General features: G+C 37.8%; 15 protein-coding genes. 8 read left to right on the top strand and 7 right to left on the bottom strand.

Features of this window, described 5'->3' with window-relative positions; all coding sequences use genetic code 11:
- Positions 1–13: 13 nt before the first annotated feature.
- On the bottom strand, positions 14–445 hold the full coding sequence (locus A5888_RS18975; protein WP_086349017.1) for a GNAT family N-acetyltransferase: 432 nt from the start codon (positions 443–445) through the stop codon (positions 14–16).
- Between the two features lie 267 nt (positions 446–712).
- On the opposite strand from A5888_RS18975, the gene A5888_RS18980 reads away from it, so the two are divergent.
- Together A5888_RS18980 and A5888_RS18985 are read left to right on the top strand one after the other, a co-directional pair.
- A complete protein-coding gene (locus tag A5888_RS18980; protein ID WP_086349018.1) occupies positions 713–1,855 on the top strand; it encodes an AI-2E family transporter in 1,143 nt (380 codons plus the stop codon).
- A 629-nt stretch (positions 1,856–2,484) separates the two neighbouring features.
- Complete coding sequence (locus A5888_RS18985) at positions 2,485–3,864, top strand: hemolysin family protein (protein ID WP_086349020.1); 1,380 nt, start codon at positions 2,485–2,487, stop codon at positions 3,862–3,864.
- 38 nt (positions 3,865–3,902) lie between these two features.
- On the opposite strand, the gene A5888_RS18990 is transcribed toward A5888_RS18985, so the two are convergent.
- Positions 3,903–5,390 (bottom strand): helix-turn-helix domain-containing protein, encoded by a 1,488-nt coding sequence (locus A5888_RS18990; RefSeq protein WP_086349021.1) that lies wholly within the window; start codon positions 5,388–5,390, stop codon positions 3,903–3,905.
- Between the two features lie 326 nt (positions 5,391–5,716).
- On the opposite strand from A5888_RS18990, the gene A5888_RS18995 reads away from it, so the two are divergent.
- Positions 5,717–7,294: a peptide chain release factor 3 gene (locus tag A5888_RS18995; protein ID WP_086349022.1), complete on the top strand. Its 1,578-nt coding sequence runs from the start codon at positions 5,717–5,719 to the stop codon at positions 7,292–7,294.
- Positions 7,295–7,331: 37 nt separating this feature from the next.
- Here A5888_RS18995 and A5888_RS19000 read toward each other — a convergent pair whose 3' ends face one another.
- On the bottom strand, positions 7,332–7,646 hold the full coding sequence (locus A5888_RS19000; RefSeq protein ID WP_086349408.1) for a DUF1827 family protein: 315 nt from the start codon (positions 7,644–7,646) through the stop codon (positions 7,332–7,334).
- A 264-nt stretch (positions 7,647–7,910) separates the two neighbouring features.
- Complete coding sequence (locus tag A5888_RS19005; protein WP_086349023.1) at positions 7,911–10,154, bottom strand: ATP-dependent Clp protease ATP-binding subunit; 2,244 nt, start codon at positions 10,152–10,154, stop codon at positions 7,911–7,913.
- 481 nt (positions 10,155–10,635) lie between these two features.
- On the opposite strand from A5888_RS19005, the gene A5888_RS19010 reads away from it, so the two are divergent.
- The 3 genes from A5888_RS19010 (at position 10,636) to ptsP (ending at position 12,978) form a co-directional block, all read left to right on the top strand.
- A complete protein-coding gene (locus A5888_RS19010) occupies positions 10,636–10,818 on the top strand; it encodes a hypothetical protein (RefSeq protein WP_086349024.1) in 183 nt (60 codons plus the stop codon).
- 166 nt (positions 10,819–10,984) lie between these two features.
- Positions 10,985–11,251, top strand: coding sequence for a phosphocarrier protein HPr (locus A5888_RS19015; RefSeq protein ID WP_086349025.1), 267 nt, complete (start codon positions 10,985–10,987; stop codon positions 11,249–11,251).
- Positions 11,251–12,978: a phosphoenolpyruvate--protein phosphotransferase gene (gene ptsP / locus A5888_RS19020; RefSeq protein ID WP_086349026.1), complete on the top strand. Its 1,728-nt coding sequence runs from the start codon at positions 11,251–11,253 to the stop codon at positions 12,976–12,978. Before A5888_RS19015 ends, ptsP begins: the two co-directional genes overlap by 1 nt.
- A 79-nt stretch (positions 12,979–13,057) precedes the next feature.
- Here ptsP and A5888_RS19025 read toward each other — a convergent pair whose 3' ends face one another.
- Both A5888_RS19025 and A5888_RS19030 read right to left on the bottom strand, forming a co-directional pair.
- The gene (locus A5888_RS19025; RefSeq protein ID WP_086349027.1) at positions 13,058–13,480 is read right to left on the bottom strand and encodes a VOC family protein; all 423 of its coding nucleotides are present in this window, start codon (positions 13,478–13,480) and stop codon (positions 13,058–13,060) included.
- A gap of 21 nt (positions 13,481–13,501) precedes the next feature.
- Positions 13,502–14,206 (bottom strand): DUF2087 domain-containing protein, encoded by a 705-nt coding sequence (locus tag A5888_RS19030; RefSeq protein ID WP_249274470.1) that lies wholly within the window; start codon positions 14,204–14,206, stop codon positions 13,502–13,504.
- A 514-nt stretch (positions 14,207–14,720) separates the two neighbouring features.
- Here A5888_RS19030 and tig point away from each other — a divergent pair.
- Both tig and A5888_RS19040 read left to right on the top strand, forming a co-directional pair.
- Positions 14,721–16,004: a trigger factor gene (tig, locus tag A5888_RS19035; protein ID WP_086349028.1), complete on the top strand. Its 1,284-nt coding sequence runs from the start codon at positions 14,721–14,723 to the stop codon at positions 16,002–16,004.
- A gap of 356 nt (positions 16,005–16,360) precedes the next feature.
- A complete protein-coding gene (locus A5888_RS19040; protein WP_086349029.1) occupies positions 16,361–17,695 on the top strand; it encodes a hypothetical protein in 1,335 nt (444 codons plus the stop codon).
- Between the two features lie 284 nt (positions 17,696–17,979).
- On the opposite strand, the gene A5888_RS19045 is transcribed toward A5888_RS19040, so the two are convergent.
- The gene (locus tag A5888_RS19045; RefSeq protein WP_086348158.1) at positions 17,980–19,266 is read right to left on the bottom strand and encodes an ISL3 family transposase; all 1,287 of its coding nucleotides are present in this window, start codon (positions 19,264–19,266) and stop codon (positions 17,980–17,982) included.
- Positions 19,267–19,284: the final 18 nt, after the last annotated feature.

Here is a 19,284-nt window from a genome sequence, read left to right on the forward strand (position 1 = left end):
CTGAGAAAAAAAATCAAACGGATTTATCCATCTGATAGTGTGGAATATTCGCATCCATGAACAGTTCACCATGCTTCGAATAACCTAATTTTTCGTAAAAATCGACTGCAGTGAGCTGAGCACCCAACGTAATCGTATTGTATCCTTGCTGTCTGGTGAAGGCTTCCGTCTCATTAATAACTGCGCGTCCAAGACTTCTCCCTCTATACTCTTTCAAGACTGCCATTCGTTGCAGCTTCATTACACCGTCTTTCAATGGTAGTAAACGGCAGGTTGCAGCAGCTTGATTGTCTGTATAAAGAACAAAATGGATACAAGCAGCTTCATATTTATCAATTTCGATATCCTTTGGAACACCTTGTTCGACCATAAAAACTTGATTGCGAATACGCAACGCATCAAGATAAATATCACTCATTGTATCCTTTGTATGAACGATTTTCATAATTGACCTCCAAAAAATAAGATAGCTTGATTATACTACAAGTTGGTTTATTTCTGTTAGCAGAGTGAAAAGAATTAATCATTGCGTATTTATTTGTATAGACTACGACTGATTTACTTAGTTTTTATTAAATTTCCATTCCTTCTGTCTGAATAGGATTCTTCTCTGTGTTCGCTAATGATAGAATGGAGGAGGGACAATTACTGTTCTTTTATCTGTAAACTATGCTAGAATCTATTAAATAACGTTTTTGTTAGGAGGGGTATATTGTTTGAAAAATTAAAACAGTCGAAGCTAATGTTCTGGTCGGTCGAGTTATTGGTATTGGCGACACTTGTATGGGTCTCCACAAAAATCAATTTCTTATTCGAGCCAATCGGCACATTTTTCTCGACATTGTTTGCACCTGTTTTGATAGCAGGCTTTCTATATTACATTTTAAATCCTTTGGTAAAGCTATTGATGAAGCTAAAGCTTAAACGAATCTATGCAATTATTATTGTATTTGTTTTGCTGCTGGCCGCTATTGTTCTTATCTTGGTCAGTGTTATTCCAAGCTTGGCAAATCAGCTTTCAAGTCTTGCTTCAAGTATCCCGGATGTTTTCAAAAGCATAGAGGATTGGGTGTATCAAATGGCTGCATTACCAATATTCAAAGATCTTGATTTGACGAGCTATATTGAACAGTTGGATATTTCTTATGGAAATATCATTCAACAGTTCTTGAGTGGCTTATCTAGCAGTCTTGGCTCGATCGTATCTACTGTTGCATCTACAACGATAGTCATCTTTACAGCACCGTTTATCTTGTTCTATATGTTGAAGGATGGCGACCGTTTGGTTCCTGGCATACAAAAATTTATGCCGGAAAAGCGAAAAGCAGACATTGTGAATCTGTTGGAGCAATTGGATAAAACTTTATCCAGTTACATCAGTGGTCAGGCAATCGAGTGTTTGTTTGTTGGAACTTTTACAATTATAGGCTACTCATTAATTGGTGTCAGATATGCTTTTCTGTTTGGTGTGATTGCAGGTTTGACGAACTTGATTCCTTATCTTGGACCATACTTAGGTCTTGCACCCGCAGTATTTGTGACGGTTTTTAACGAACCCTTTAAAGCGTTGCTCTGTTGTATAGTTGTTGTGATTGTACAGCAGCTTGACGGAAATGTTATCTATCCAAATGTAATTGGAAAAACATTGAAGATCCATCCGTTGACAATCATCTTGATTTTACTGGTTGCTGGAAATCTTGCCGGCCTATTAGGAATCTTCCTTGGTGTCCCATTTTATGCAATTTGTCGTACAATCGTTCTCTTCATTATTGAACTGGTTCAACGTGGAAAGCAAGAAGAACGAGCAGCCTTGGTTCTTGAGAGTGCTGCAGAGACGAAAAATAGTGGACAATGATTGAAATAATTATCCACTTATGATACGCTTTTATCGTGACTACGAATTGAATGTAGTCACGTTTTTTATCACTTTTTTTAAACAAAGAGCCAGCTTTTTTTGCATAAATGAGATAGATAAAACCAGCATTTATATGTCTTATTCAAGAGAAAGAGGATGATTTGAAAGAAAAGAGTGAAAGGACCGTATATTTTTATTGTGGAAAGAAGCTTTAAGAAAATATTTTCCCTGTCCCCATTAGCCCGAACAAGGCGATCGCTGTGTGGATGGTAAATGACTAGCTCAAACCACAAGCAAGAGTAGTACAATTTTCTAGAGCAAGACCATCTAGAAAAATTGACATCGGACCACCAAAATGAAGGAACTGGTCAATAATTTGAGCAGTTTCATCAACAAGCAAGAGGAGAGCCTCTACTCTGGTGTAAATAAGAAACCTAGAAGTAGAGGACATCGGACCACCAAAATGAAGGAACTGATCAATAACTTGAGCAGTTTCGTCAACAAGTAAGAGGAGAGCCATTGTTCTTATGTAGGACCATCTAGAACAAAGGACATCGGACCATCAAAATGAAGGAACTGGTCAATAATTTGAGCAGTTTCATCAATAAGAAAGAGGAGAGAACACAATTATGAACAATGCTGACCCCGAGAGTCAGTCGCTTATCGCGCAAATTTTATTATTAGTCATTTTGACATTGATCAATGCCTTTTTAGCTGCTGCTGAAATTGCTGCCGTTTCTGTCAACAAAAACCGTTTGGAACAAAAGGCTGAGGAAGGTGACACTAAAGCTGGAAAACTATTGAAAATCTTAGAAGATCCCAATAATTTTCTGTCTACGATCCAAGTAGGGATTACGCTGGTCAATATCCTGTCAGGGGCATCTTTAGCAGATACTTTGTCATCACGTTTAGCACCGTTACTTGGTGGCGGAGCATTTGCCAAAAATATGGCAAGTATCATTATTTTAGCGTTATTGACCTATGTATCGATCGTGTTTGGTGAGCTTTATCCGAAACGAATTGCGATGAATAAATCTGAAGAGGTAGCAAAATTCACTGCCGGACCCGTACAGTTTCTGGGAATGATTGCACGACCATTTGTTTGGTTACTTTCTGCTTCTACAGACTTGATTTCACGACTGACACCGATGAAATTTGATGATGAAGATTCAAAAATGACAAGAGACGAAATGCGTTATATGCTGGAAACAGAAGGCGTTTTGGAAAATGATGAGCTTGAAATGCTTCAGGGTGTCTTTTCATTAGACACCAAAGTTGCTCGTGAAGTAATGGTTCCAAGAACCGACGCATTTATGATTAATATTGAAGATGAGATCAACGAAAATATCAATCTTGTTTTGTCTGAGAATTATTCAAGAATCCCTGTTTATAATGATGATAAAGATAAAGTAGTCGGCATATTACACACAAAAAATCTATTGAAAGCTGCTCATACTAAAGGTTTTGACAATATCAATCTTCAGGAGATCATCCAAGAACCACTATTTGTACCTGAAACAATTTTTATTGATGATTTGTTATATGAGTTAAAACGGACACAGAACCAGATGGCTATTCTATTAGACGAATATGGTGGTGTAGTAGGATTAGCTACCCTAGAAGATTTGTTGGAGGAAATTGTCGGAGAAATAGATGATGAATCTGATGAAATAGAGAACCTTTATTCAAAAATCAATGACCATGAATACCTGATTCAAGGTAGAATGCTTATTGATGAATTTAACGAAGTCTTTGAAACCGATCTGCATATGAGTGATGTGGATACGATGGCTGGTTATTTGATTACTGCCTTGGGTACGATTCCTGACGAGGGAGAGAAGTTATCCTTTGATGTAGGCAACATCACTCTTATTTCAGAAGAAATGGAAGGCGCGAGAATCCTTGTACTGAGAGTGATTTTTCATGATGAGGAAGTCGTTGATGAAGAACCGGAAGAAGGACGTCGTTTGTTTCGAAGAGATGTAGAGGATGATGAACCTAGACGTTAACAGTCTATGCAAAAAAGCTAGTATGATCAGCGATCATACTAGCTTTTTTTGTTCTTTTCGTGGGCATTTTTATTCATTTGTACTTCTTTTAAAGTCTGGTATAAGTCAATGAATTGTCGGTGATTATCAAGGGAATACCTGAAAACAAACTTAGGGACCGGACAATATTCTGGTAATAAATAGGAAGAAGTCGCTACAATCAAATCGAAGTCTGTACAGGAATCAGTCATAGATCCCAGCTCTACAAAAACAAATTCATCCAAATAATTAATCAGTTGCTGCGTCAGTAAATAGTTTGATTCAGCGATCAACCCAACCTTGATTGTTCTGTTGGTCTGTAGATTTTCCCATGTCGGATAAAGAAGTAAAGCAAAAGCCGTGGCGAGTTGACTGATATATTCTGTAATCCAGCCATAGTTTTTTCTTTTGGATACCTTCTTGAAAAAGGTTTTGAACGAACCAAAGAGCTCCAAAAAATATTTATTTTGAAGAAAACTAGATTTTGCATTGATTGTTAGAATACCGGGCAAGGTCTTCTTGAAAATAATTACTGGAAAAAGAATATTGGCAATGTTTCCATAAAGAACCTTATGATCTAAAAGACTGAGGCTGTATTCTTGTTCCAAAAAAGCCCAAAACTCATGAAAAAGTGTAGTCGCTTGATTGTCTTCTGTTTCAAGATACAACTGAAGCAATGGGAAGCGGGGATCAGCTTCAGTGTAAAAATTAGGTGATATGGTCAGAAGCAACGCTGAAAATTGACATTCAGCTTCCATGACCACAGGATCTTTCACGATTGCATCGAAAAAAACTTTTCCTCGTTGGAGACTCATAGGAACGTAGGAAGAGATTTTTATCTTATCCTTTAGTACATAGCCATTAGTAATGCGAAGGTAAACAATGTCCAGCATCAGACAGATTTGTTTCGTCGCAGAATAGCTGTGGCTTTCCGGGAAACAAGGGCTGATATGATCAATGACTGCTTTGTAATCAACATTGATATTTGCTTTGGGAAGATTTACACTCTGAGAGGTAAACCAGATCAATGTGTATAATACAATTCGAATGATACGCTCTTCACCGGAGAGCTTTAGTTGTGAGATGTTTAACTTGATACCAAAATGTTTTAGATAATCATTCAACGGTTTTGATTTTCTGATGACTGAAGCTTTACTCAAAAAATTTTTTCTACAAAAATCATCCAAAGTATCTTTTGGGTAATAAACAATGGATAGAATCAGCAGATAAGGAATACTTTGAGTAATAAGATATTGGTAGTACTGGTCATAAGAGATTGTTCGATCATAATGGATTCCTTGATCTGTTATGAATGCGACAGGCTCTTGTTTGATATCATCAAGATCCTGTTGAATCAATTCCAACAGATAGGAAACCCGACTGTAAGAGTAATCCAAATTGTTTTCTAAGAAATTGATACTATAGTAATCATCCGGTAGTTGCACCAGTAGATTAAATAAGGTCAGCTTTCTTTTAGTAACTTCCTCCAGAATGAGTTTTTCAAACATGAAGTGCTCCTCCTTATCTTTCTATTATTTCAAGATAATTCTGACAATTGCATAAAACTACACTATTCGATAACCGTTCTCTTATACAAGCGACCTGTCAAAAACAACTAAGTGTTATAAAGATTATATATTATTTCTCAGAGAAAAGCTCAAAAAAAAGTATAATTTTAAGGAAACTCACGTATTTATAATTTTGAAATTACTCCCTATTCCATGATATACTACATTAGTTGAATTTATTTATAGGAGAAAGTCCAATGTAGACAAAAAAGTAAAACAACGTTTCACATACATTTAAACCTTGAAGAAATGGAGCATAAACTATAATGAACAATCCGCATTTAAAAGAACAGGTTGACAGTCGTCGTACTTTTGCGATCATCTCCCATCCGGATGCCGGTAAAACGACGATTACTGAACAGCTACTGCTATTTGGGGGAGCAATTCGCCAAGCCGGCACAGTGAAAGGGAAGAAGACAGGCAATTTTGCGAAATCTGACTGGATGGAAATTGAGAAGCAGCGTGGGATTTCTGTTACCAGCTCAGTGATGCAATTTGATTACGATGGCAAGAGAGTAAACATTCTGGATACACCGGGACACGAGGACTTTTCAGAGGATACGTATCGGACATTGATGGCTGTTGATAGTGCTGTCATGGTCATTGATAGTGCCAAAGGGATCGAGGCACAAACAAAGAAGCTTTTTCAAGTTGTTAAAAAGAGAGGAATTCCGATTTTTACCTTCATTAATAAGTTAGACCGTGATGGAAGAGAACCACTGGATCTTTTGGAAGAATTAGAGGAGATTCTTGAAATCGAGTCTTATCCAATGAACTGGCCAATCGGTATGGGTAAAGGACTTGAAGGGTTATATGATATCCACAACCAACGTGTTGAATTATATCGTTCAGGTAAAGAGGGGGATCAGCGATTTATCCCTTTGGAAAACGGGACGATTCCTGAAGCTCATGAATTGAATCAGAATAATTTATACCATCAAGCGTTAGAGGATGTAGAACTGCTTCTGGAGGCAGGAGATGCCTTTGATGAGGAGAAAATCGCGCAAGGGAATCAGACACCGGTATTCTTTGGCTCCGCTTTAACAAATTTTGGGGTTCAAACATTTCTGGAAACTTTCTTGCAGTTTGCGCCGAAGCCTCATGCCCATAAGACAGAAGACGGTGAAGAGGTCAGTCCCTATGAGGAAGAATTTTCCGGCTTTGTTTTCAAGATTCAGGCCAATATGAATCCAGCACATAGAGATAGAATCGCCTTCGTCAGAATTTGTTCCGGTACCTTTGAAAGAGGGATGGATGTAACCCTGGAAAGAACTAGTAAGAAAATCAAGCTGAGCAATGTGACCCAATTTATGGCAGACGCTAGAGAAAATGTTGAGGAAGCAGTAGCAGGGGATATAATTGGAGTGTATGACACTGGAAACTATCAGATCGGTGACAGTCTGTATGAAGGTAAGATGAAGGTTCGATACGAAGAACTGCCGTCCTTCACGCCAGAGTTGTTTATGAAGGTCACTGCGAAAAATGTCATGAAACAGAAATCTTTCCATAAAGGAATGTATCAATTGGTTCAGGAAGGGGCTATTCAGCTTTATAAAACATATTTGACTGAAGACTATATTATTGGTGCAGTAGGGCAGCTTCAATTTGAGGTTTTCCAACATAGAATGTTGAATGAATATAATTCTGAAGTTATTATGACCCCAATGGGCTCTAAAATTGCCCGCTGGATCAAACCCGAAGATCTGGATGAGCGTATGAGTTCCAGTCGTAACATTTTAGCGAAGGATCGTTTTGATCAGCCGTTATTCTTATTTGAGAATCAATTTGCGATGCGGTGGTTCGCCGATAAGTACCCGGATGTCGAACTGAATAGTTTATTATAAAAAATACAGCTTCCGTTTTTTTCGGAAGCTGTATTTTTCAAGTTCTAACTAAATTACCTGCTAACGGAATAGATATTTCTGTAATACCTTTCAGTTCAATTATTTCGATTTTTTCTTTTTGAATCAATTCTTTAGGAATTCGTTTAAGGAAAAATTTCAGAATCTCATTTGCCTCGGCTTTTCGAATCGACCGTTTTTGGTTTAGGATCAGAATTTCGACATGCTGTTCTGCTTCAGAATATATCGCAGTCGTGTTACCGGCAGAATACACTTTGACAAGATGAGCATCTGTGCTTTCCAGCTGTTTATTGACCATCTGTCTATGGCTGTTGGTTACGTTAATTAACTTCATCATTTCACCTCTCTTTTTTCGTTCTGTTTTATCAGAGCTATGTAAACTATATAGAACAATACCATTATAAAATGCTTTTATGAAAATAAAAAGAATTATGCTTAAATTTTACCATAAAATGCTTTAAAAATATGTCTTGAAACATCAATTTTTTTGTTTTTTTATCCAAACCTCTTAATTTGTATAAAAATAGCCTGAATCTACAGAGGAAATATGTAGACTCAGACTAAGTATTCTTTGATTATCTTAAATAGGTGTTATTAATTACTCGGTTTCATTCTCATCCGTTTCGGTTGTTACTTCTGGTTGAGCTGTCTGACCTGTTACGATAATTTTTCCTTCGTCAGTCAAGACTGCAGTCAACTCATGATCTTCAGGATGATCGAGATAGTATTCAGCAATACCGTCTTCGATTTGTTCTTGAATCGTCCGACGTAATGGACGAGCACCCATTGCTGGATCATAGCCTAAATCAACGAGTTTTTCTTTCACATCAGTTGGCACAGCGATGTGAATTTTTTGTTGAGAAAGAAGCTGATTGACATCGTCCAACATCAAGCTTACGATCATTAATAAATTTTCTTTGCTTAGTGCACTGAATTCAACTATTCCGTCAAATCGGTTCAAGAATTCAGGCGTAAAGAAATTGTTTAGCTGACCAAGAATTGAACGAGTCACTCCTTCACGCGCTGCACCAAAACCAACGTTGGCTTCGATTTTTCCACTACCAGCGTTACTGGTCATGATAATGATCGTATCTTTGAAGCTGACCGTTCTACCTTGCGCGTCTGTCAAACGTCCATCATCGAGAATTTGCAGGAACATATGCAAAACATCTGGATGGGCCTTTTCAACCTCGTCAAGGAGAATGAGGCTATATGGATTGCGGCGGACTTTTTCTGTTAACTGTCCGGCTTCTTCATAGCCAACATAGCCGGGAGGTGAACCAATTAGTTTGGAAACACTGTGTTTTTCCATGTATTCACTCATATCAAAACGAATCATGGTGTCTTCAGAACCAAAAAGTTCGAAGGCCAACTGTTTAGCCAACTCTGTTTTACCTACACCGGTAGGTCCGACAAATAAGAAGGAACCGATTGGTCGATTCTTCTTGCCCAAGCCAACCCTGTTTCTGCGAATCGCTTTTGCTACTTTGTCGACTGCATCATCTTGTCCAATGACATTGGCTTTTAGATCAACAGCTAGATTTTTCAGCTGTGTTTGTTCTTTTTCTTTCAGTTCACCAACAGGGATCCCTGTTCGTTGTTCCACGATTGCTTCAATAATTTTTTCAGTGATTACAGGTGTTTCTTCATCACTAATCTGTTTATCCTTCATTACCTGTAATTTATTGATTTGATCACGATAATAAGCTGCTTTTTCAAAATCTTCTTCTGCAGAGGCTTGTTGTTTTTGTTGTTCCGCATCTGCTAACTTCTTTTCAATGGTTTTTGGATCAGCAATTTGAATCGTCAAGTTCATCTTAGAACCAGATTCATCCAATAAATCGATCGCTTTATCTGGAAGGAAACGATCTTGAATATAGCGATTAGAAAGGTAAGCTGCTCCTCTGATTGCTTCATCTGTATATTTTACATGGTGATAATCTTCATAGCGTTTTTGCAAACCTTTTAGAATTTCGATCGTTTCATCAACGGTTGGTTCATCTACTCGTACCGGCTGCATCCGACGTTCTAACGCTGCATCTTTTTCGATGATTCGATATTCGGTCAAAGTTGTCGCCCCAACCATCTGTAGTTCGCCACGAGCGAGGGCTGGTTTCAAAATATTGCCGGCATCCATATTGCCATCGCCGGCTGCTCCGGCACCAACTAATTCATGAACTTCGTCAATGAAAAGGATGATGTTTTCTGCTTGTTTGATTTCTTCAATCAACTTCTGCATCCGCTCTTCGAATTGACCGCGGATACCTGTTCCTTGAACTAAAGAAGCGACATCCAAGCGAATAACTTCTTTTTCCAATAGTTTTTGTGGTACATCGCCATCAATAATTTTTTGTGCCAATCCTTCTACAACGGCTGTTTTACCCACACCAGGTTCGCCAATTAACACAGGATTGTTTTTTGTTCTTCTATTCAGGATTTCGATAACACGTTTGATTTCTTCGTCACGACCAACGACTGGGTCGATATCTCCTTGTCTGGCAGCTTCAGTGATATTGATTCCGTATTCACCGAGTAAACCATTCCCTTGTCCACCTTTTCTTGGTGGTTGGCCATTAATACCATTGCCATCACCAAATTGTGTAGGCGGTGTTTGTTGCCCAAGTTGATCTCCTTGTTGCATTTGGCGAGAAAGAGAACGGTATAAATCATCTAAGCTTCCAAACCCAAAGGGGTCTTGAGACATGGTTGGTTGTGTGTTGTTTGCTTGCGCTTTTAATTTTTGATAGCAACTTTGACAATAGTCCAACTGTTTTCTCTGACCATTGACATTTGCGTATAAGTGAATTGTAGCTTCATTTTGTTTGCAGTTTTGGCAAATCATCTACTAATGCACGTCCTTTCACTTGTAAGACTGAATTTTAAGTCAAAATTAAAGATCAAAAACCAACTGACCTTTTTTGACCTTTGAAAATATTATAGCACGTTTTCCAATAGAATCAAGTAATTGGCTCTATAAAATGAACGAGGTTCAATCATTTTTTTATCGCTTTGTTATGGGAAAGAATGAGGACTAGGTAAAGGAAACAGACCTTTCGAGTTGCAAAAATAATAGAATCTGTTTAAATAGATAGCGTATTTTTTACTGCTCAGGTAATTCAAATTCAGAATTTAGACAAATAGAACTGTTTCCTATAAGATAGATACGTCCCAAAACTTTTTTTAGTTTAAAAAGGGCATTTACTGAGGCATATCCATTAGGTATGCAAGCAATAATATAAAGCATGGAGAATGATTATTGCTAGTTGATATGGACTCTTGGTAGAATGGAGTGAGCAAGAAAAAGAAAGAAGGTGGCGTCTTTTATGCCCGAAAATCCATTTGAGGATAGCATCCGACAATTAAAGGAAGGAACGATTTCAGAAATTGTCATTGAACAAAAGGATTTCAGTACATTCAGAGAAGCATGGAAAAACGATGAAGATCGTGAAAAAATTGTTGGTGAGGCTGGTTTAAGCGGAAAAATTATTTATCGATTTACAGATTAATTGAAAAGGTTTACTAGATTCCTTAAATTTTCGTTGAAAACAGTTGTAACAACTTCAAAAAAATGGTAATCTTAAAAATTGAAAGGGTCGTTTTTTATACAAAATATGTATGGATAGAAAACCCTAACATAAAAAAATATTTTACTTACGAAGGAGACCGATTCATATGGAAAAGAAAGACTTTCACGTTGTAGCAGAAACAGGGATTCACGCACGCCCAGCTACATTACTAGTACAAACAGCAAGCAAATTTAACTCTGATATTAACTTAGAGTACAAAGGTAAATCAGTTAACCTGAAATCAATCATGGGCGTTATGTCTCTTGGTGTAGGTCAAGGTTCTGATGTTACTATCACTGTTGATGGTGTTGACGAAGCAGATGCAATCGCTGCAATCGTTGAAACAATGAAAAAAGAAGGACTGTCTGAATAATGACTGAGATGCTTAAGGGAATTGCCGCAAGTGATGGTGTTGCAATTGCTAAAGCCTATCTTCTTGTTCAGCCGGACTTATCATTCAATAAAGTTACTGTAGATGATACTGCTGCTGAAGAAAAACGTTTAGAGGATGCTCTAGCTAAATCTACAACAGAACTTCAGGCTATCAGAGAAAAAGCAGCTAAAAGTCTTGGTGAGGAAGAAGCGCAAGTTTTTGATGCACACTTGATGGTTTTAGCTGATCCGGAAATGATCGGACAAATTAAACAAAATATTCAAGACAATAAAGTAAATGCTGAATCAGGACTAAAAGAAGTTACTGATATGTATATCGGTATGTTTGAAGCTATGGACGACAATGCGTACATGCAAGAACGTGCTGCTGATATTCGTGACGTAGCGAAACGTGTTTTGTCTCATTTACTGGGAGTGACTTTGCCAAACCCTTCAATGATTAATGAAGAGGTAATCGTCGTTGCTCATGACTTGACACCAAGTGATACAGCTCAGCTGGACAGAACATACGTAAAAGCTTTTGTTACTGACATTGGCGGACGTACATCTCACTCAGCAATCATGGCTCGTTCACTTGAAATTCCTGCTATTGTAGGAACAATGGAAATCACTGCTAAAGTTAAGGCTGGCGATATGCTAGCTGTCAATGGTATCGATGGAGACGTGATCATTCACCCTTCAGATGCTGAAAAAGCAGATTTCGAAGCAAAAGGCCAAGCCTATGCTGACCTGAAAGCTGAATGGGAAAAGCTGAAAAATGCGAAGACCGAAACAGCTGATGGAAAACATTTCGAGTTAGCTGCCAACATTGGTACGCCGAAAGATTTAGAAGGCGTACACAAAAATGGTGGGGAAGCAGTTGGCTTGTACCGTACAGAGTTTCTTTATATGGATTCACCTGATTTTCCAACTGAGGACGATCAGTATGAAGCATATAAAGCAGTTCTTGAGGGAATGGACGGTAAACCTGTTGTTGTCCGTACGATGGATATCGGTGGCGACAAAGAATTACCATATCTTCAATTACCTCATGAAATGAATCCTTTCTTGGGCTACCGTGCGTTACGTATCAGTTTATCAGATTTGGGAGACAGCATGTTCCGCACTCAAATGCGTGCATTGCTTCGTGCTTCTGTTCATGGTAACTTGCGAATCATGTTCCCAATGGTTGCTACTCTGAAAGAATTCAGAGCTGCGAAGAAAATCTTTGATGAAGAAAAACAAAAATTAGTAAGTGAAGGAACAAAAGTATCTGATACGATTCAAGTGGGTATCATGATCGAGATTCCTGCTGCAGCTGTAATTGCTGATAAATTTGCTAAAGAAGTTGACTTCTTCAGTGTTGGAACAAACGACTTGATCCAATACACAATGGCTGCTGACCGTATGAACGAACGCGTTTCTTACTTGTACCAACCATATAACCCATCAATTCTACGTTTAATCAAAAATGTTATTGATGCAGCACATGCTGAAGGTAAATGGGCTGGTATGTGTGGAGAAATGGCAGGAGATCAAACTGCGGTACCTCTATTAGTAGGTATGGGACTGGATGAGTTCTCAATGAGTGCGACATCTATCCTGAAAACACGTAGCTTAATGAAACGTTTGGATACTGGTAAAATGGCTGAACTTGCGGATCGTGCGCTTAATGAGTGCGATACAATGGAAGAAGTCGTTGCATTAGTTGAAGAATATACAAAATAATCAATTGATTAATCAACCTGCAGATGGCGAAATCCATCTGCAGGTTTTTGTGTATTATAGGGGAAACCGATTTTGAGAATCAGTGATTACAAACAATTTCATATTTTATACCATCAGGGTCTTTAAAAAACAAGGCATAGTAATTCGGTCCATGAGAATGATGGATTTGTGGGGGATCGATGATTTCTGTATTTAGAGGCAGTAACAAGTTATAGATAGCATCTACGCCTTCTCGTGTAGTAGCGCGAAAGGCAATGTGATGAGTAGCACCAGGTTTTCTTCGGTGGATGGTTTCCTCTTCGTATTCGGGCAAGGGAGAACAGATACCAAAATCATAGGCGTCATCCAGATACTCAATGACTTCCATATTCAGTTCAGGTAGATAGGCATGAATTTTTTTTGAAAGATCAAAGCCTAATGCTTCACAAAGAATATCATAAAATGGTTCAGCAGTTTTCAAGTCTTTTACAGTAACCTGTACATGATCAATAAGATAGTCCATCTCTTTTTTTCCTTTCCACAGTTAAATTACCCAATATTTTTTCCCATCAATGGTTCGTCCCAACATGCCATATTCAATCAAGTATCTACGAACCGTTACATGGTCATCAAACATAGTAGAGATAGTTTGATTCACTTCCGCCTCAGTATAATGTTTTTCAGGTAAAAATCGTTCCATAAGCTTGCGGAACAAGATGATCCGTTTCTTTTCTTTCGTCGGAATTTTTATCGCATGTCCATGCTTATCAAGAAATGTTGCTATTATTTTTTCATCTTTGCTATTTTGTAAAGTGAGACGTGGGATTTGTTCTGCTATCTGTTCGTATTCATTAGCCGAGTCATCTAGTAAATTGAGCAATGCAATCAAAGTAGTTGCTTGTCGCCTCTTCTCTTTCAATTTGAATCGATGGTTTCGTACAGCGGACTTAGAGATAGTCATTTTCTCTGCAATTTGCTCATCAGATAATCCTTGATTAACAAGTGAAAGAAAATGCTTTTGAATATCAGTCAGTCCTGATTCGTTTTTATCTAATTGAAGTAGTGCTTCAGCAGCTCCTCCATGTTGAGAGTTCAGATGCTTTTTAATCATAAACTCCGCGTTTGCAAGATTCTCGTTATCAGGATAAACGAAGGAAGTATGATAGCTTTGGGCACAGTATAGGCATAGAAATTGATTGCTTTGTTCAACGTAACCGTTCTCCATATCAGTAATAGTAATTTTTTTCATGATATCACCTCTTTGTAATTCTAACATAAATTAAATATGCAATCAAATTTAGTTGCGATTTTAGTTTATGTTTATATTTAGTTGTTAGTCACTTTGGAATTGGCTGACCGTCAGAACAGAATACTTTTGCCTAAATTGAATAGGGCACCAAAAACGATTGAAAAGGCTATTAATGTTGTAGCGATAAAGGTCTCAGCTGAGAGAGCATAGGTAGGAAAATAGATTTTGAAGAAATTTGTTTCTTTGTTGATCAAGCTGAGTTTAGCTATTAGACGTCAAATCTGGAAAAGATGACCGTTTCCTATGATTATCGAAAAAAACGATTATTTTAGAGGAGTCGATTCCGACAATTTGAAGAGGATTAGAATAAAAAATTCCGGATTTAAAAAAAATTCCGTTTTCTATTATCGGATATCATCTAAAATATTTACATTTTCCCAGTGATAGTGTACTATTTAAAGGTATGCATAGCAAAACTATAATGTATAAATAAAAGTTATTCGGAGGGAATTTAATGTCTGCGAAATGGGAGAAAAAAGGCACAAACGATGGCGTGCTGACTTTTTCAATCGATAGTGAAACAATCGAAAAAGGAATGAAACAAGCGTTTAACAAAGTAAAAAAAGGGTTGAATGTTCCAGGATTCCGTAAAGGAAAAGTATCTCGTCAAGTATTTAACCGTATGTACGGAGAAGAAGCATTGTACGAAGACGCCTTGAACGCTGTTTTACCTGAAGCGTATGAAGCTGCTGTGAAAGAAGCAGGAATCGATCCGGTTTCTCAACCGAAAATTGATGTAGAAAGCATGAACAAAGGGGAAGACTGGGTAATTACTGCTGAAGTAACAGTTAAACCAGAAGTGAAGCTTGGCGAATATAAAAATCTGACAGTTGAAAAACAAGACCGTGAAGTAACAGATGCTGATGTTGAAGAACGTTTGACGCGTGAGCAAACTTCTCAAGCGGAGCTTGTTATCAAAGAAGATGAAGCTGCTGCAAACGGAGATACAGTTGTTATCGACTTTGAAGGCTTCAAAGATGGTGAAGCATTTGATGGTGGTAAAGGAGAAAACTATTCTCTTGAATTAGGCTCTAATTCATTCATCCCAGGTTTTGAAGATCAATTAGTCGGTAAAAAAGCTGGAGAAGAAACAGAAGTAACTGTAACTTTCCCTGAGGACTATCAAGCAGAAGATTTAGCTGGAAAAGAAGCTGTTTTCCAAGTGAAAATCCATGAAGTGAAAGCAAAAGAACTTCCTGAATTGGATGATGAGTTTGCGAAGGATGTAGACGACTCTGTTGAATCTTTAGATGAACTGAAAGAAAAATATCGTAAAGAGCTGACTGAAGCTAAAGAAGCATCTGCTGAAGAAGCGAAAGATGAAGCTGCGATCCAGCTAGCTGTAGCAAACGCTGAAATCGTTGATTTACCACATGTTATGGTACATGACGAAGTACATCGTTCAATGGATGAATTCCTGAATAATATGCAACGTCAAGGAATTGCTCCTGAAATGTACTATCAACTAACTGGTACGACTGAAGCAGATCTTCATAAGCAATTTGAGGGTGAAGCAGAAACGCGTACGAAAACAAATCTTGTGATCGAAGCGATTGCTGAACAAGAAAATATTGAAGTGACTGCTGAAGATATTGATGCTGAAATCAAAGAGTTGTCAGAACAATACAATATGCCTGAAGATCAAGTACGTCGTGTGTTGACTGAAGACATGCTGAAGCATGATATTCGTATGAAGAAGGCTGTAGAAGTTGTTACAGAAACTGCAGTTGAAAAATAAGAACTAAAAATTGAGTGTAGAACAGAAGCAGTTGCTTTGAAGTGAGTAAGAGAAATCAATGATTATCTAAAAAATTTTTGATATCTGATGATTCATTTTCAATGTGCTGGTTTCTGTTCTGCTTTTATATGAGGACAATTGATTTTTCATTGTTTTCATCGAAAAAAAAGAAGTGGGGATTAGTTGACATTCCGACCTCTTTTTTTGTTTAAATGGTTTAAGAAGCAAATATAGCACAATTAGCTTGTATATGCTATAGTTTGAAAATGAAGGGAATCATTGATCTAGCGTGATTAATCATTGGCTCTTGACAAAATGGAGGAATTTTTTAGGAAATTGAGGTGAGCAAGCCGCATATGAAGAAAACAGGAAAAATTTATATGATGTCGCAATTGAATACTCGCTTAATGGAGGAATCGATCGAATTACTCAAAGACTGGTTGAGTCTTGTGCGAATCATTACTGAGCCAACGTTTTACAAGATAGATGATGGAGAAACGTTGCCTTTTGATATTTTAACAACTAAGGCAGTAATTGAGTCTCTAACAGATAAAGATACCCTTTGGATGAAAGTCTATGCTTCTGATGGAGAATTTCAAGTACATATTTCCAGTCGCTCTATTGTTGAACGGAATATCATTGACAGTAGTACCTTTTTTAAATATCAAAAAATGATTGAAAACTATAATGATGTACGGATGGAAGTTAGCGGGGTATATGGCTATATCCGTTCTTTAGATGAATATTTATATCACAATGTCGAAAAAATAGATAAACGGGATTTTGATACTATGGAGGAGCTAGAGAGGCTACCAAAGCGCTACAACAACAATCAAGAGGTCATTGTAGACTGTAATCAATTTTCAGGCTATGATATTTTTTTCAGAGGCTTGTGTTTGACCTCTTGTTGGAAGATGTATTATTCCAGTCTATATTTTCAAGTGATTCCAAGACAAATATTTCTTGAAGTACAGCAAGTACAGACCATTGAAGAGCTTAAAAATGATATGGTCAAGGTTTCTCTCTTTCTTGATCCATTGAACTGGGAGGCGGATGCGAACAAGCATTTTCAGGAGTTTTTCAGAGCACAGATGGGCTATGATCAACTGGCATGGAACAATGGCGTAGGAATCTTACGACCACCGCTTATTGAGTTTGCCTTTATCGAAGAGATGGTTCAAACGGTTCAGTACCAAAATGAACAATTTCAACCTATTGAAAAGAAGAAGGCAACATACTTTGTAACTAGAAGTAGTGACTATATTCGTCAGGAATATTCGGAAAATAGAACCAAGGGCATTTTGAATGTTCAGGCCTATTTTCCATGGATTGATCATCAAGGAAAAAAAATGATGAATTATCGGGTTATTAATCCTCAATTGGCTATAGATGCAGGATTAGCTGCGTATGAATTCTATATTCGCCAGTATCTGGAAATTCATGTAGTCGATGAAAAGTATGACACCTATCTTGCTGTTTTGCGGTTTTATCTTCCGAAGGCCGCATTAGCAGAGCTGCCTCTAGAAGAACTTCAGGACAAGCTTTGGGATATCAATATCAGTAATTTGACGATACAAGAGGCTGTAGTTTATTTTGATTTAAGAAAAGACAGCAGTCATTTGAGGGTTGCTTTTGTAAATGCGGATCACTTAGAAATGAAGGATTTGGAAAAGCTGGATGAAGCAGAATGAAATATAATAGGTTCTATGTCAATTTGTGTTGGTAGGACAAAAAACTGAATAAAATCGTAGAACTTGGAATAAAAATCAGAGACATTCTGGTTTTGTTTCAAGTTCTTTTTTAGAAATAGGAGGACTTCTGCCAATTATCTGGGCAGCTGGCCGGAAGCGACTTGGCAAAAAGCGCCAATTCCATTCCTAAATCGAGTCAAAGTAGCTGTACATGTACTTGGATAACAGCTACTAATTCCCGATTTACCTTTATAGCTGCAGAGATATTGGTTGTGAGCCCCCTTTTAATCTTGAGAAAAAACAAGACCTTGAACAATGTAAATACGTGAACGAAAATGATAGAAATTGCGGTAGCCATAAGCCACTCGTTTGATTACCTTAATCTTGTTGTTCAACCCTTCTGTAATGCCATTAGAAAAAGAAAAACTGAAAGCATTGGTAATTCCTTGTCTGTGCTTCTTGAAGAATCTCAATTTCTTTTTGAACCAGAAAGGCAGTCGGGGATCTAGTGTATCAAGTTCTTCAAAGAAACGCTTGGCGTCTCGATGAGTAAAGGCATATTTGAGAAACTGAACAGTATCGTAAGCAATGCGCAAGGTTGAATCATAGCTGAGTAATTCATCGACAATATCTGTTTGAGTTAATGGACGTTTGAACAGTGAATGATAGGGACGATGTTGACTATCAAGCTCAGAGGAATCTTTTAAGAGTAACTTCCAATACCGTTTGAGTCGACGATATTGCTTCTGTTCTAGCGGTGAGGAATGCCGAAAGGCATTCATTGTCTTTATCCGCAGTTGATTTAACGCTCGATTCATCTGTTGGACAATGTGGAATCGGTCAGTGACGAGTTGGGCATTTGGAAACACAGACTTGAGTAATTGATCATAGCTCGCATTCATGTCCATGACCAGGTACTTTACGTTTTCTCGAGCTTCTTTTGTGTAACGCATAAAGTGTCGGGTTAAGTGTGTTAACCGTCGGTCTTCAAGGACTTCAAGAATCTTGTTGGTTTCTCCATTAACACAAATAAAACTCATGGCTCCTTCACAAGATTTCATTGATTTGAATTCATCAATACATAAAATTTTTGGAAGAAATCGCCAGTTTGGAGAATAAGAAGTAGCTAGCTCTTCCATTAAGCGAAGAACCGTCACGTCTGAAACGAAATGTTTTTGGGCAATCTCTTTCCTAGAAACATTTTTCTTTAAATCAAGCATGATTTGGAGACAGAGCTGCTTCGATAAATGATGATGCTCTTCAACTAACTCTGTTTGAGCATGAAAAGTAGCGTGACACTCATGACAACGAAAGCGTGAACGTTTCAGCTCCAATAATGTCAAGCGACCATTAAAAACAGGTAATTGAGTATATGTCCGATGGTAACCGTTTTTGATGATCTGTCCTTGATTTTTAATGCCACAGTTTCTACAATGTGTAGGTATATACGTAAGTGTTGCTTTGATGACCTGAGCCTTAACACCTTTTGAATGACTGTATTCAAGCCAATCCTCTCCAAAGGAGAGATGTTTATCTGTTAGTCCAAGCAATAATCTGGTATTCTTATCCATAGAGGAACAACCTTTCTG

Origin of the sequence: Enterococcus sp. 9E7_DIV0242 (assembly GCF_002140975.2) — a bacterium.
GTDB lineage: Bacteria > Bacillota > Bacilli > Lactobacillales > Enterococcaceae > Enterococcus_L > Enterococcus_L clewellii.

Bases quoted from the DNA above. Each gene is read 5' to 3' on its own strand.
- A5888_RS18975 (WP_086349017.1), bottom strand. From the start codon at position 445: ATGAAAATCGTTCATACAAAGGATACAATGAGTGATATTTATCTTGAT.
- A5888_RS18985 (WP_086349020.1), top strand. From the start codon at position 2,485: ATGAACAATGCTGACCCCGAGAGTCAGTCGCTTATCGCGCAAATTTTA.
- A5888_RS18990 (WP_086349021.1), bottom strand. From the start codon at position 5,390: ATGTTTGAAAAACTCATTCTGGAGGAAGTTACTAAAAGAAAGCTGACC.
- A5888_RS18995 (WP_086349022.1), top strand. From the start codon at position 5,717: ATGAACAATCCGCATTTAAAAGAACAGGTTGACAGTCGTCGTACTTTT.
- A5888_RS19000 (WP_086349408.1), bottom strand. From the start codon at position 7,646: ATGAAGTTAATTAACGTAACCAACAGCCATAGACAGATGGTCAATAAA.
- A5888_RS19005 (WP_086349023.1), bottom strand. From the start codon at position 10,154: ATGATTTGCCAAAACTGCAAACAAAATGAAGCTACAATTCACTTATAC.
- A5888_RS19010 (WP_086349024.1), top strand. From the start codon at position 10,636: ATGCCCGAAAATCCATTTGAGGATAGCATCCGACAATTAAAGGAAGGA.
- A5888_RS19015 (WP_086349025.1), top strand. From the start codon at position 10,985: ATGGAAAAGAAAGACTTTCACGTTGTAGCAGAAACAGGGATTCACGCA.
- ptsP (WP_086349026.1), top strand. From the start codon at position 11,251: ATGACTGAGATGCTTAAGGGAATTGCCGCAAGTGATGGTGTTGCAATT.
- A5888_RS19025 (WP_086349027.1), bottom strand. From the start codon at position 13,480: ATGGACTATCTTATTGATCATGTACAGGTTACTGTAAAAGACTTGAAA.
- A5888_RS19030 (WP_249274470.1), bottom strand. From the start codon at position 14,206: ATGAAAAAAATTACTATTACTGATATGGAGAACGGTTACGTTGAACAA.
- tig (WP_086349028.1), top strand. From the start codon at position 14,721: ATGTCTGCGAAATGGGAGAAAAAAGGCACAAACGATGGCGTGCTGACT.
- A5888_RS19040 (WP_086349029.1), top strand. From the start codon at position 16,361: ATGAAGAAAACAGGAAAAATTTATATGATGTCGCAATTGAATACTCGC.
- A5888_RS19045 (WP_086348158.1), bottom strand. From the start codon at position 19,266: ATGGATAAGAATACCAGATTATTGCTTGGACTAACAGATAAACATCTC.